Genomic DNA, 12,425 nt, shown 5'->3' on the forward strand with positions numbered 1-12,425 from the left:
TACGCGAGGAGCGGGACGAGCTCCTCGGTGAGGGCGCGGAACTGGGGGAGGGAGTGGTCCGTTCGCGGAGCACCGAGAGCTTGTGGGTGATGAGCGGGTGGTCGGCGACGTGAACTCGCATAGGGTCGAGCCTACCGTGCTGCCGACCGCCAGGAGGTCCCTGTGGAAGCACCCGCCGCCCGCCCGTTCGTCCCGGCGATGGAGCGCGCGCTCGACGAGGCGCGCGCCTGCCTCGCGACCGGGGACGTCCCCGTCGGCGCCGTCGTGCTCGACCGTGACGGCACGGTGGTCGCCGTCGGGCGGAACGAGCGCGAGGCGCGGCAGGACCCGACGGCGCACGCCGAGGTCCTCGCCCTGCGGGCAGCCGCGGCGGCGGTCGGCGACTGGCACCTGGAGGAGCACACCCTGGTGGTGACGCTCGAGCCGTGCCCGATGTGCGCCGGCGCGGTGATGGCGTCCCGGGTGCCGCGGATCGTGTTCGGCGCGTGGGACCCGAAGGCCGGCGCGAGCGGGAGCGTCTACGACATCGCGAGGGACCGCCGGCTCCCGCACCGGTCCGAGGTCATCGGCGGCGTGCTCGAGGGGGAGTGCGCCGCGCTGCTCGACGCGTTCTTCGCGGCGCGCCGCTGACCGGGCAGAGGGACCGCGGGCCCGAGGAGCCGGGGCGCAGCCCGGCGGCGACTCAGCTCCAGAGCACCGCGATCAGCACGTTGACGATCGCGAGCGCGCCGGCGGAGTGGAAGAACGGCAGCGCGGCCTTCGCCTTCGCCGCGCCGGCGTCCGCCCGCTTCTGGCGGGCACGGGCGACGAACGCGAGCACCAGGGCGACGGCGGCGATGACGAGCTTCACGCCGAGCTTGGCGTGGTTCGCGCCGCCGTCCTGGGTGGCGTCGATGATCCCCATCATCCCGAGGCCGGTGACGAGCTGCACGACGAGCCCGGTGATCGGCCAGACGGTCTGGAAGCCGCCCTTGCGCCGCACCTGCACGAGGAACGCCCCGATGACGGCCGCGAGGCCGAGGAAGTGCAGGATGAGCAGGATGTTGAAGAGCGCCGACATGTCACCATCGTGGATGACCGGTCCCGGTGCCCGCCAGCAAGGTTCCCCTTAGTCCGCGGCGCGGATGACGATCGCCTCGGTGGGCGGTCGGGGTCCGGTCCGGAGGACGTCGGGCTCGACGTAGATCACCCGGGCGATCGGCACGGCCTGCCGCACCCGGTGCTCGACCGTGTCGATGCCGGCCGCCACGTCGCCCAGTCGTCGGTCGCCGTCGACCGCGACCTTGACGCCGACCATGAGCTCGTCGGGGCCGAGGTACAGGGTCTTGATGTGGATGATCGAGTCGACCTCGGGACCGTCGAGCACCGCGTGCTTGATGCGTTCGACCTCGGCGGCGGTGGCGCCCTCGCCGACGAGCAGGCTCTTCGTCTCGATGCCGAGCACGACCGCGACGGCGATGAGCAGCGCGGCGATGAGCATCGTGCCGATCGCGTCGAACAGCCCGTTGCCGGTGATGGCGGTGAGGCCGACGCCGAACAGTGCGAAGACGAGGCCGAGCAGGGCGGCGGTGTCCTCGAGCATGACGACCGGGAGTTCCGGCGCCTTGGCGCGTCGGACGAACTGCACCCAGCTCTGCCGGCCCTTCTGCGGTCGGGCTTCCCGGAGCGCGGTGCGGAGGGAGAAGCCCTCGAGCCCGATCGCGATGACGAGCACCACCACCGGCAGCCACCAGTTCTCGAGCGGGTGCGGGTGGGTGGCCTTCTCGATGCCCTCGTAGAGCGAGAACACGCCGCCGACCGAGAACAGGATGATCGAGACGACGAAGGCGTAGACGTACCGCTCGCGTCCGTAGCCGAACGGGTGCTCTTCGTCGGCGGCACGGCGGGCGCGACGGCCGCCCAGGAGCAGGAGGAGCTGGTTCGCGGAGTCGGCGAGCGAGTGGACGCCCTCGGCGAGCATCGACGCCGATCCGCTGATCGCCGCGGCGACGAACTTCACGATCGCGATGCCGACGTTCGCGCCGAGCGCGGCGAGGATCGCCTTCGTGCCTCCTGAAGCGCTCACAGCTGTCCCTTCTCCCGACCTGGAAGACGATCCTAGGCGAGGGCGCTCGGTAGGGTCTGGGGCATGACGATCGAACTGCCCCGCACCGCTCTGCTCGGCGTCGGCTCAATGTCCGGCGCGGTCCTCGACGGGCTGCTCGCTGCCGGTCTGGCCCCCGCCACCGTGACCCTGACCACGAAGTCGGAGTCCTCGGCCGCGGCGCACCGGGAGCGTGGCCTCGACGCGACCGCGACCGACACCGACCCCGACGCGAACCGTGCCGCGGTCCGTGGCGCGTCGCTCGTGGTGCTCGGGGTGAAGCCCTACGCGATCGGGGAGCTGCTCGACGAGGTGTCGGCCGACCTCGCACCAGGGACGGTCGTCGTGAGCGTCGCCGTCGGGACCACGACCGCCAGCATGGAGGCGCGGGTGCCGGCCGGGGTCCGCGTGGTCCGGGCGCTCCCGAACACCCCGATCGGCGTCGGCCGCGGGGTGACCGGGATCAGCGCCGGCCCGTCCGCCGACGCCGAGGCCGTCGCGCTCGCCTCGTCGGTGTTCGACGTCTCCGGCGTGGTGATCGAGGTGCCGGAGTCGCAGCTCGACGCCCTCTCCGCCGTGTCCGGGTCGGGTCCCGCCTACGTCTTCCTCCTCGTCGAGCAGTGGCAGCAGGCCGCCGAGTCCCTCGGGTTCACGGCCGAGCAGGCCGAGGCGATGGTCCAGGGCACGCTGCGCGGGGCGGTGGAACTCCTCGCCGCGTCCGGCAAGGAGCCGACCGCGCTGCGGAAGGCCGTCACGAGCCCGAAGGGCACCACCGAACGCGCCGTCGCGGTGCTGCAGGAGGCCGACCTCGCCGGGACGTTCGAGCGGGCGTCGCGCGCCGCGATCGCCCGCGCCGAGGAACTCTCCGAGGGCTAGCGGTCGACGGGCCGCCGACCGACAGCCAGCGTCCGGCGGGCCGCCGCCCGACGGGACGGCGGCCCGCGGGCTGCTGGTCCGAGGGTCAGCGACCCGCGGGCTGGTGGTCCGGGGCCCGGCGCTCCGGGGCCACGACATCGGCAGCCGGGGACGGCACGGTCGGCAGCGCGCGCCGGGCCCGGACCATCGCCCAGGCGACGAGGCCGCCCGCGAGCACGGTCAGGACCGATCCGCCGATCGTCACCGCGTGGTCGAACGCGGCGCTCTGCGCGTGGCTCCACGGCGTCGCGGTGAGCGACCCGGTGAACACCGCGCCGAGCACCGTCCCGGCGATCGCCACACCGACGGCGGAGGCGACCTCGGACGACGTGTCCACCAGGGCCGCGCCGATGGTCGTGCGGTCCCCGGGCAGACCGCCGAGGACGTTCGTGCCGGCGACGACCCCGACGACCCGCATGCCCGCGGCGACCAGCACCAGTGCGAGGGCGATCCACCCGTAGCCGAGCGGCCCGAGCAGCGTGTACACCGCGAGTCCCACGACCACCGCGGCCGCGCTCGACCAGGCGGCGTGCCCGAGGCCGACCCGACGGACGAACGGCCCGACGAACGCGCTGCCGGCCACGAGCACGGCGACCTGCGGCAGCATGCCGAGCGCGGCGAGGGCCGGCGGCCACCCCCACGCCAGCTGGAGGTGCAGGGTCACCAGGTACCCGAGCCCGGCGACCGCGATGCCCGTGGCGGCCTTGTACGCGAGGCCACTCGACACCAGCGGCCGGGCGACGAGCGCGAGGTCGAGCAGCGGGTGCGCCACGCGGCGCTGCCGGGCCCCGAACCAGGCACCGCAGCCGAGGGCGCCGACCGTGGCCGCCCAAGCCGTCCAGTCGGAGGGCCCGCCGTCGGCGAAGCGCGTCGGCGCGACGAGGGCGAGGACGATCGTCGCCGTCCCGAGCACCGCGGACGTCCAGTCGACCGGGGCCCGGTGGAGCCCGCCCGGGTCGTCCGCGGCGACGCCGAGCCGGATCCCGAGGAAGGCCAGCGCCGCGATCGGCACGTTGACGAGCAGGAGCACCTGCCACGGCCAGACGGCGAGGACGAGCCCACCGACCGTGGGGCCGACGGCGAGCCCGACGAGCCCCACGGTGGAGATGACCGTGATCGCACGGACCCGCCGCTCGTCGTCGTCGAAGAGCCGGAATGCGAGGGCCATCGAGCCGGGGGTCGTCATCGCGGCCGCGATCCCGGTCGCGACCCGGACGGCGACGAGCCCGCCGACGGTCGTCACGAACGCGGTCGCGAGGCTCGCGAGGCCGAGGAGCACGAGCCCGGAGAGCATCACCCGTCGCCGGCCGTACCGGTCGGCGACGGCACCGGCGGCGAGCATCAGACCACCGAAGACGAGCGAGTACGCCGTCGTGACCCACTGCAGTCCCGTCGCCCCGGTGTGCAGCTCGCGAGAGATCGTGGGGAGGGCGACGTTCAGGACGGAGTTGTCGAGCATCTCGAACAGGAAGACCGCGGCGAGCCCGGCGAGGGCGACACGCGATCCGCGCAGGGATCGGGGAGAGTGGAAGCGACGGGCGTTCATGCGTCTAAGTTAAGTCACTCAACTCAGTCAGTCAACAAGCAAGGAGTCCGCATGCCCAGGAGCGCGCCCCGCGGGGGACCGGAGACCCGGGCCCGGATCGCCGAGACCGCGTCCGGCATGTTCGCCGAGCACGGGTTCGACGGCGTCACCGTCGCCCAGGTCGCGACGGCCGCCGGGGTGTCGAGCGTCACGGTGTTCAAGCACTTCCCGCGCAAGGAGGACCTCTTCCTCGACCGCTCCGCCGAGACGATCGCGCTGTTCGTCGCCGCGGTCGAGGGCGTCGCACACGACGACGTGCTCGACACGCTCGAGGCGCTGACGCTCCGCGTCGCGGACGAGCGCGCGCCCGTCTCGGGACTCGCTCCCGGCGCCAGACGGTTCTTCCTGACCGTCGCGGACTCGCCGGCACTGCGGTCGCGGGCGCTCGAACTCGTGGCCGACGGGCAGCGCGCGCTCGGGGAGGCCGTCGGCGACCGGCTCCTCGCGGCGCTCTTCGTCGCCGGCTACGCCTCCGTCTTCGTCCGGACGGCCGAGGCCGTCCTCGACGGCGAGGACGACGACACCGTCGTCGAAGCCCACCGTGCCGGTCTGGCACGGCTCTTCCGCGCCCTCCGGGACGGGGTCCCGTCCGCGACGTGACCGGTCGACGGTCGGGAGGCGCGGTGCGGGGCCGCACCGCGCCTCCCGGCCGTCAGGGGGTCACTCCAGGGCGGCGAAGCGCTCGAGCGCGCGCTCCGTCCCGGAGACGATGATGACGTCGTTCTCCCCGATCACGCTCTCCGGGGTCGCCGGCACGAACGCCTCGCCCGGGGTCTTGATGCCGAGCACGGTCAGACCGAAGCGTGTGCGGATGACGGTGGTGGCGAGGTCCTTGCCGCGCACCGACGCGGGCGGGAACATCTTGACGACGGCGAAGTCGTCGTCGAACTCGATGAAGTCGAGCATCCGGCCGGACACCAGGTGCGCCGTGCGCTCACCCGCCTCGCGCTCCGGGTAGACGACGTGGTTGGCGCCGATCCGGGACAGGATCGTGCCGTGCGAACGGCTGATCGCCTTCGCCCAGATCTGCGGGATGCCGAGGTCGACGAGGTTCGCGGTGATGAGGACGCTCGACTCGAGGTCGCTGCCGGTGCCGACGACCGCGATCGGGAAGTCCTGCGCACCGATCTGCCGCAGCGCGTCGATGTCGGTCGCGTCCGCCTGCACCGCGTGCGTGACCCGGTCCGACCACTTCTGCACGAGTCCGGCGTCGGTGTCGACGACCAGGACCTCGCGGTCCTGGCGCTCGAGCTGTCCGGCGGTGGCGGCACCGAACCGGCCGAGGCCGATGACGAGCACGGGGGCGTCGTGGCTCACGGCGCCGAGCGGGTGCGGGCGGTTGCGGTCAGCCAACGATCGGCCTCTCCTCGGGGCGACGGAACAGTTGCCGGCTCTGGCTGGCGGCCAGTGCAGCGGCGATGGTCACTGTACCGACACGACCGAGGAACATCGTCGCCGCGAGCACGTACTTGCCGGACTCCGGCAGGGACGCGGACACCCCGGAGGACAACCCGCACGTGGCGAACGCCGAGATCACCTCGAAGAGGACGCGGTCGAGGGACTCGTGGGTGATCTGCAGGAGCACGATCGTGGCGACGGCGACGATCGTTGCGCCCCAGAGGACGACGGCGACGGCCACACGCAGGACGTCGCTCGGGATGCGGCGGCCGAACGCCTCCATGCTCTGCCGTCCGCGCGCCTCGGCGACGGCCGCCAAGAAGAGCACCGCGAGCGTCGTGACCTTGATGCCGCCCGCGGTCGAGGCCGACCCGCCGCCGATGAACATGAGCATGTCCGTGACGAGCAGGCTCGAGCCGTTCAGCTGGTCGAAGTCGACGAGCGAGAAACCGCCGGAGCGGGTCATGGTCGACAGGAAGAGGGCCTGGAACGCCGTGCGCCCCGCTCCTTCGCGGCCGAAGGTCGTCGGGTTGGACGCCTCGAGCGCGATGTACACGGCCGCGCCGCCGAGCAGGAGGACCGCGCTCGTCGCCAGCGTGAGCTTGACGTGGATCGGCCACCGGCGGGGCGTGCGGAGCTGCTTCGTGAGGGCGCGGATCACCGGGAAGCCGATCGAGCCGGCGACGACGCCCACCATCAGCAGGGAGAGGAACCAGTAGTCGTGCGCGAACGGCTCGAGCCCGCTCGCGTTCGGCGAGAACCCGGTGTTCGTGAACGCCATCGCCGCGTAGTAGAACGAGTCGCCGACCGCCGTCCAGAACGGCATGCCGGCGATGAGCACGGACGGCAGCAGGAGCAGCCCGAGGACGATCTCGATCGAGAGCGTGCTCACCGCGACGGTCGCGAGCAGGGTACCCACCTCGCCGAGGCGGACCGCCTGCCCCTCGGGGACGGCGCCGTGGTGGGTCCGGAGCGGGTTCGAGTCGCCGGCGGCCATGAGCTTCGCGCGGAGGCCGAGCTTCCGCGTGACGAAGAGCCCGAGGATCGAGGCGAACGTCAGGACGCCCACCGCACCGATCTGCGTGCCGATGACCACGAGGGTCTTGCCGAACACCGACCAGTGCGTCGCCATGTCGACCGTCGCGAGCCCGGTCACGCAGACCACCGACGCGGCCGTGAACAGCGCGTCCGCGAAGTGCGTCGACCGTCCGTCCGCCGCGGCCCACGGGGTCATGAACAGGCTCGTGAACACGAAGATGAGCGCCACGAACACCACGATCGCCAGGCGGGACGGCGACGAGCGCAGGGCGGTGCCCAGCCGGGAGGGCCGTCGACGCATCGTGTCCGCCGAGCGGGACGGCGGCTCGTGTCGGTCGAGCATCGTATGCCTCCGTGGACATGGGCAGGACGGTTCGTCATGGTACATCCGTGACGCCCCGGCTAGCCTTGCTGCATGGCCGACATCTTCAGCGTCGTGGCGGACCCCACCAGGCGTGAGCTGCTCGGGACGCTCCTGTCCGCGTACGGTTCCGACGTCACCGGCGGCGAACTCAGCGTCGGCCAGCTCGTCGAACGCCTGGGCGTCAGCCAGCCGACCGTGTCGAAGCACCTCCGCGTGCTCCGCGACATCGGTCTCGTCACCAGCCGCGAAGAGGGGCAGCACCGCTACTACCGGCTCGACCCGGAACCGCTCGTCGGCATCGAGGAGTGGGTCCTGCCGTTCACCGGCGCGGTGGACGCCGACGGCACCCCGGCCACCACGGCCTGGACGCTCGACGGGCAGCCGGTCTCGGTCCGGCGCTCGGGCGCGGCGGGCAAGGCCACCGTCGAGGTCGGCACCGAGCTCGGCCGGGTGATGGCCGAGGCGTCGTACCGCGCGACGGCGGCCCTGTCCGGTGCGCAGCAGGGGTGGGAACGGGTCGTCGACCGGAGCCGCAAGCGGTTCACCCGGCGGGGCGACGAGGACTGAGTCCGGCGGGGCGACGGCGACCGGGTCCGGCGGGGTGACCGGGCCTGTGTCCTCCCTGGACACCGGGTCGCACCGGCCCCTACAGTTGCCAGTGACCACACAGGTCACACCGAACATCCCGAAGGCGGACCATGACCGGCAGTTTCGACGACGTGCGCTTCCTCACCGTCGCTGAGGTCGCCGAGATGATGCGCGTCTCCAAGATGACCGTCTACCGCATGGTCCACGCGGGAGAACTCCCCGCCATCCGCTTCGGCCGGTCCTTCCGCGTCCCGGAGTCCGCCGTGGCGGACGTCCTGCGCGGCGGCATCGCCGACGTCGGCTAGGCGGGTCCGAACCGCGCCGTTCGACATCGCGTCAGCGCTCCGCTAGACTCGGCGGGGTTGTTTTTCCGCGGTCTCGTTGGCCCGGTGTCCACACAACATCAGTCCGAGTGAGGTCCGTTATGGGTTCTGTCATCAAGAAGCGCCGCAAGCGCATGGCGAAGAAGAAGCACCGCAAGCTGCTTCGCAAGACGCGCCACCAGCGTCGCAACAAGAAGTAAGTCCAGTACTTGCACCCGAAGCCCCGGTTCGCCGGGGCTTTCGTGTGTCCGGGGGCGGTGCGGCGAGGACGGTTAGGGTGGTCCCATGCCCGCCGTGACCCTGTTGACGAAGCCTGGCTGCCACCTCTGCGACGACGCCCGGCCGGTCGTCGAACGCGTCGTGGCGGAACACCCCGGGACGACCCTGCAGGAGCGCTCCATCCTCGACGACGACGCCCTCCGCGAGGAGTACGCAGAGGACATCCCCGTCGTCCTGGTCGACGGGCGTGTCCACAGCAACTGGCACGTCGACGCCGACCGGCTCCACCGTGCCCTCGAGAAGGCCGAGGCCCGCGCATGATCCACCACGTCGTCTCCTGGACCCTGCGCGAGGACGTCGACCGCGACGCCTCGATCGCCCGCGTCCGCGAACTCCTCACGGCCCTCGTCGACACCGTGCCGTCGATCCGGTCGCTCGAGGTCGTCGAGAACGTCGCCTACCCCGAGAAGAACAGCGACCTCGCCGTCGTGGCCACCTTCGACGACCTCGCCGGGCTCGACGACTACCAGGTGCACCCCGACCACCAGGCCGCGGCAGCGGAGATCCGCGGCCTCGTCTCGGGGCGGGCGGCCATCGACTGGCAGAGCTGAGCCGCGCCTCCGGGCCCGCGCCGTACGCCGCGCGCGCCGCGCGCCGCGCTCGCTTCGTGAGCAGAAATGGTCGCCTCCCGACTCGGGAAGCGACCATTTCTGCACACGAAGTGCGGGGGCCTACGGCGTGAGGCGCGTCGGGCCGCGGAACAGGTACGTGACCTCGCGGATGGACGGCTCGTGCAGCGCGAGCATGAGCACGCGCGCCAGGCCCATGCCGAACCCGCCGTGCGGCGGCACGCCGTAGCGGAAGAAGTCGAGGTACCAGCCGAGCTCCTCGGGGTCGAGGCCCTTCTCGACGGCCTGCGCCTCGAGGGTGTCCACGCGGTGCTCGCGCTGCGCACCCGTCGAGATCTCGGCACCGTTGAACAGCAGGTCGTAGCTGTTCGTGAGCGTCGGGTCGTCGGCGTGACGCATGTGGTAGTACGGCCGGATCGAGGCGTCGTAGTCGGTGACGAAGACGAACTCGGAGCCGTGCGTCTCCTTCGCCCAGGCGCTCACGCGACGCTCGCCCTCGGGGTCGAGGTCACCGTCGGCACGGACGACCTCGTAGCCGCTGTCGGCCACGATCTTCCGGGCCTCGGCCAGGGTCACGCGGGGGAACGGGGCGGTCGGCACGACGAACTCGAAGCCGAAGACCTCCTCGATCTCCGCGCCGTACTTCTCCTTGACGGCGGTGAAGCCCGCGACGAGGAGCTCCTCGTGCATCGCCATGACGTCCTCGTGCGACTCGACCCAGGAGATCTCGGCGTCGACGCTCGTGAACTCGGTCGCGTGGCGGCTCGTGAACGACGGGTCCGCGCGGAAGGCGTCCGCGATCTCGAACACCGCGCCGAAGCCGGCCGGCTGCGCCATCTGCTTGAAGTTCTGCGGCGACTGCGCGAGGTACGCGGTCGTCTCGAAGTACTCGAGCTGGAAGAGCTCGGCACGGGACTCCGACGCCGAGGCCATCAGCTTCGGGGTGTGGATCTCGATGTAGTCGCGCTCCACCCAGTACGTGCGGAACGCGTGCTCCATCGTCGTCTGGATGCGGAAGATGAGGTTCTGCTTGCGGTTGCGCAGGTCGAGGAAGCGCCAGTCGAGCCGCTTGTCCAGCGAGGAGTCGTCCGCGATGGGGGTCTCGGGGATGGCGGCGCTGACGACGGTCAGCTCGCCGACCTTGACCTCGAGCCCGCCGAGCTTGACGCGCTCGTCGTGCTTCAGGGTGCCCTGCACGTGCACGAAGGTGCCGTGGGCGAGGCCGGAGATGGCCTCGGTCGTCGCCAGCGCGGCGGCGGAGGCGTCGTCACCGTCGACCGCTTCGCGCGTGGCGGGGTTGACGAGCTGTGCGGCGCCGGACTCGTCACGGAGGACGACGAACTGCACCTTCTTCTGGTCTCGGACGGTCTCCACCCATCCGGCGACGGACACGGGGCCGTCGGGGCGTGCGGCGAGGTCGGCGATGCGGGTGCGTTCGATCACGGTGGTCGAGTCTACCGGGTGCGCCTCGAACGCCGTCGTCGGGTGCGGTCGTCCCTCCACAGGTCGGCTTCCGTCCGGCGGCGTCCACAGGGCGGGCCCGGAGGCGCGGTTCGCCCCCGGCGTTCCGTAGCGTTCTCGACGTGGCCGGGTCGCGAGCTGGAGGGAGGCCCCGCATGGCCGCAGGGGTCGAGGGGCTCGCGGCGTGGCCGCCTGCGGCGGTGGCGACGATGGTCGCGGCGGTGTCGCCCGTCGCGCTGACCGCGATCGCAGGGTGGCCGGTGGCCGGTGGCCGGTGGCCGGCGGCCTGTGGGCGGTGTTGCGGTGGCGGCGGGACGTCGCGCGTGAGGAGCGGGAGCGAGCGTGGTCGCGGTTCGTGTGGACGGTCGACCAGGCGTGCGACGGGGACGTGGGTGGGAGCGAGGTCGGGCTCGCGAGCGCCGGAGCGATGTCCAACATGCAGATCCTTCGCGATCGCCACGCCGCGTTCGGCACGATCGTGCTCGGACGCATCACGGGAGGAGAAGACGATGACGGCGCGGGACCCGGTCAAGGTGCTCATCGAACGGCGGCGTGAGGAGCGGCGGCAGGAGGTCCGCCAGCGGTACCGGTTTCGTCCGTGGAAGGCTCGTCGGCTCATCGAGATGCACGACGACGTGATCCGTTCCATCGAGGAGACCCGTGCTGCGCGTCGCGAGCGCAGGCGGCTCATCGAGGCGGGGGAGCTGTCACGGGAGTGAGGCGCGCAGGGTGCCGAGCGTGCCGATGAACTCCTCGGCCATGCCCGCACGCTCGACGAGCTTCGCGTGCCGCGCTCGTGCATCGGCCAGGAACTCGTCGAGCCGCGCCGCGAGCGCTGGTGCGTGCTCCGGGTCCTGCTCGGCGAGTCCCTCGACGACCCGGAGCAGCTCGGCCATCTCGTCCAGGGTGAAGCCCAGCGGCTTCATCCGCCGGATCACGAGCAGCCGCTCCAGGTCCTCGTCCGTGTAGACACGGAACCCGCCGGTCGTCCGACCGCTCGGCACGAGCAGGCCGACCTCGTCGTAGTGCCGGATCGTGCGGAGGGACATCCCGGCGCGTTCGGCCAGTTCCCCGATGTGCATGGTGCTGCTCACGGCGACGACCCTACCCTCACGCGAGGGTAGGGTTCTGAGCGATGTCCGTGATCACCCACGCTCCCTCCGCGCCCAGCGTCCTCAGCGCCCTGCGCTCGCCCCGTCTCCTCACGCGCGAGGTCCTCGCCGGGGTCGTCACCGCGCTCGCCCTCATCCCCGAGGCGATCTCGTTCTCGGTCGTCGCCGGCGTCGACCCGGCGGTGGGGCTGTTCTCCAGCGTCGTCATCGCCGTCGTGATCTCGATCGTGGGCGGTCGTCCGGCGATGATCTCCGCCGCGGCGGGGTCGGTCGCCCTCGTGATCGCGCCGCTCGTGCGTGACCACGGGATCGCCTACCTCGTCCCGACGATCGTCCTCGGCGGCCTCGTCCAGATCGTGCTCGGCTTCCTCGGCGTCGCGCGGCTGATGCGGTTCATCCCGCGGAGCGTCAACGTCGCGTTCGTGAACGCCCTGGCCATCCTCATCTTCACCGCCCAGCTCCCGAACCTGTTCGGCCCCGACGTGCCGCCGGTCGTCTGGGCGCTGACGGCCCTCGGCGTCGCCGTCATCATCGGGTTCCCGTTCCTCACGAAGGCGGTCCCCGCGCAGCTGCGCACCCTTGACCCCGCGGCCACCGCGGTGCTGCGACCGGTAGTTGTCGCTCCGCGTGCGCTTGACGTACCCGCCGCGGGTGATGGTGACGACCATCTCCTCCTCGGGGATGAGGTCCTCGATCGACATGTCGCCGTC

16 protein-coding genes and 3 pseudogenes are annotated in these 12,425 nt (G+C 71.9%); 10 read left to right on the plus strand and 9 right to left on the minus strand.

Annotated features, from left to right (window positions below; all coding sequences use genetic code 11):
- Positions 1 to 121 (minus strand): annotated as a pseudogene (locus tag I5E_RS25970) (uracil phosphoribosyltransferase); the annotation flags it as partial.
- Between the two features lie 77 nt (positions 122 to 198).
- On the opposite strand from I5E_RS25970, the gene I5E_RS08280 reads away from it, so the two are divergent.
- The gene (locus I5E_RS08280; RefSeq protein WP_031261905.1) at positions 199 to 630 is read left to right on the plus strand and encodes a nucleoside deaminase; all 432 of its coding nucleotides are present in this window, start codon (positions 199 to 201) and stop codon (positions 628 to 630) included.
- 52 nt (positions 631 to 682) lie between these two features.
- Here I5E_RS08280 and I5E_RS08285 read toward each other — a convergent pair whose 3' ends face one another.
- On the minus strand, positions 683 to 1,060 hold the full coding sequence (locus I5E_RS08285) for a hypothetical protein (protein WP_022906564.1): 378 nt from the start codon (positions 1,058 to 1,060) through the stop codon (positions 683 to 685).
- 48 nt (positions 1,061 to 1,108) lie between these two features.
- Positions 1,109 to 2,065 (minus strand): cation diffusion facilitator family transporter, encoded by a 957-nt coding sequence (locus tag I5E_RS08290; RefSeq protein ID WP_022906565.1) that lies wholly within the window; start codon positions 2,063 to 2,065, stop codon positions 1,109 to 1,111.
- Positions 2,066 to 2,128: 63 nt separating this feature from the next.
- On the opposite strand from I5E_RS08290, the gene proC reads away from it, so the two are divergent.
- A complete protein-coding gene (gene proC, locus I5E_RS08295) occupies positions 2,129 to 2,959 on the plus strand; it encodes a pyrroline-5-carboxylate reductase (protein WP_022906566.1) in 831 nt (276 codons plus the stop codon).
- A gap of 85 nt (positions 2,960 to 3,044) precedes the next feature.
- Here proC and I5E_RS08300 read toward each other — a convergent pair whose 3' ends face one another.
- Entirely contained in the window at positions 3,045 to 4,544 is a 1,500-nt protein-coding gene (locus I5E_RS08300; protein ID WP_022906567.1) for an MFS transporter, read from the minus strand.
- A gap of 51 nt (positions 4,545 to 4,595) precedes the next feature.
- Here I5E_RS08300 and I5E_RS08305 point away from each other — a divergent pair, with 51 nt between their 5' ends.
- Positions 4,596 to 5,183 carry a TetR/AcrR family transcriptional regulator gene (locus I5E_RS08305; RefSeq protein WP_022906568.1) on the plus strand — a complete coding sequence of 196 codons (588 nt, stop codon included), beginning with the start codon at positions 4,596 to 4,598 and terminating at the stop codon, positions 5,181 to 5,183.
- Between the two features lie 60 nt (positions 5,184 to 5,243).
- Here the strand turns inward: I5E_RS08305 and I5E_RS08310 are convergent, their stop codons facing one another.
- Positions 5,244 to 5,936, minus strand: a complete 693-nt coding sequence (locus tag I5E_RS08310; RefSeq protein WP_022906569.1) for a potassium channel family protein — start codon at positions 5,934 to 5,936, stop codon at positions 5,244 to 5,246.
- Positions 5,929 to 7,362: a TrkH family potassium uptake protein gene (locus I5E_RS08315; RefSeq protein ID WP_022906570.1), complete on the minus strand. Its 1,434-nt coding sequence runs from the start codon at positions 7,360 to 7,362 to the stop codon at positions 5,929 to 5,931. Before I5E_RS08315 ends, I5E_RS08310 begins: the two co-directional genes overlap by 8 nt.
- Before the next feature lie 72 nt (positions 7,363 to 7,434).
- On the opposite strand from I5E_RS08315, the gene I5E_RS21450 reads away from it, so the two are divergent.
- The 5 genes from I5E_RS21450 to I5E_RS08340 all read left to right on the plus strand — a co-directional run bounded on the left by I5E_RS21450 (position 7,435) and on the right by I5E_RS08340 (position 9,124).
- A complete protein-coding gene (locus I5E_RS21450) occupies positions 7,435 to 7,950 on the plus strand; it encodes an ArsR/SmtB family transcription factor (RefSeq protein WP_083857910.1) in 516 nt (171 codons plus the stop codon).
- 131 nt (positions 7,951 to 8,081) lie between these two features.
- Positions 8,082 to 8,276, plus strand: coding sequence for a helix-turn-helix domain-containing protein (locus I5E_RS08325; RefSeq protein ID WP_022902482.1), 195 nt, complete (start codon positions 8,082 to 8,084; stop codon positions 8,274 to 8,276).
- A 119-nt stretch (positions 8,277 to 8,395) separates the two neighbouring features.
- Positions 8,396 to 8,494 carry a 30S ribosomal protein bS22 gene (locus tag I5E_RS23435; protein ID WP_003792170.1) on the plus strand — a complete coding sequence of 33 codons (99 nt, stop codon included), beginning with the start codon at positions 8,396 to 8,398 and terminating at the stop codon, positions 8,492 to 8,494.
- Positions 8,495 to 8,579: 85 nt separating this feature from the next.
- Entirely contained in the window at positions 8,580 to 8,834 is a 255-nt protein-coding gene (locus tag I5E_RS08335) for a glutaredoxin family protein (RefSeq protein ID WP_022906572.1), read from the plus strand.
- Positions 8,831 to 9,124, plus strand: coding sequence for a Dabb family protein (locus I5E_RS08340; protein ID WP_022906573.1), 294 nt, complete (start codon positions 8,831 to 8,833; stop codon positions 9,122 to 9,124). The genes I5E_RS08335 and I5E_RS08340 overlap by 4 nt, the downstream gene beginning before the upstream one ends.
- 120 nt (positions 9,125 to 9,244) lie before the next feature.
- Here I5E_RS08340 and aspS read toward each other — a convergent pair whose 3' ends face one another.
- Positions 9,245 to 10,585: an aspartate--tRNA(Asn) ligase gene (aspS, locus tag I5E_RS08345; protein ID WP_031261912.1), complete on the minus strand. Its 1,341-nt coding sequence runs from the start codon at positions 10,583 to 10,585 to the stop codon at positions 9,245 to 9,247.
- A 527-nt stretch (positions 10,586 to 11,112) separates the two neighbouring features.
- Here aspS and I5E_RS08350 point away from each other — a divergent pair.
- The gene (locus tag I5E_RS08350; protein WP_022906575.1) at positions 11,113 to 11,322 is read left to right on the plus strand and encodes a hypothetical protein; all 210 of its coding nucleotides are present in this window, start codon (positions 11,113 to 11,115) and stop codon (positions 11,320 to 11,322) included.
- On the opposite strand, the gene I5E_RS08355 is transcribed toward I5E_RS08350, so the two are convergent.
- Positions 11,311 to 11,685: a helix-turn-helix domain-containing protein gene (locus I5E_RS08355; protein ID WP_031261914.1), complete on the minus strand. Its 375-nt coding sequence runs from the start codon at positions 11,683 to 11,685 to the stop codon at positions 11,311 to 11,313. The genes I5E_RS08350 and I5E_RS08355 overlap by 12 nt on opposite strands.
- A 53-nt stretch (positions 11,686 to 11,738) precedes the next feature.
- Here I5E_RS08355 and I5E_RS08360 point away from each other — a divergent pair.
- Positions 11,739 to 12,182 (plus strand): annotated as a pseudogene (locus I5E_RS08360) (SulP family inorganic anion transporter); the annotation flags it as partial.
- A 78-nt stretch (positions 12,183 to 12,260) separates the two neighbouring features.
- On the opposite strand, the pseudogene I5E_RS26955 reads toward I5E_RS08360, so the two are convergent.
- Positions 12,261 to 12,425 (minus strand): annotated as a pseudogene (locus tag I5E_RS26955) (DNA gyrase C-terminal beta-propeller domain-containing protein); the annotation flags it as partial.

The organism is Curtobacterium sp. B18, from assembly GCF_000333375.1.
Lineage (GTDB): Bacteria > Actinomycetota > Actinomycetes > Actinomycetales > Microbacteriaceae > Curtobacterium.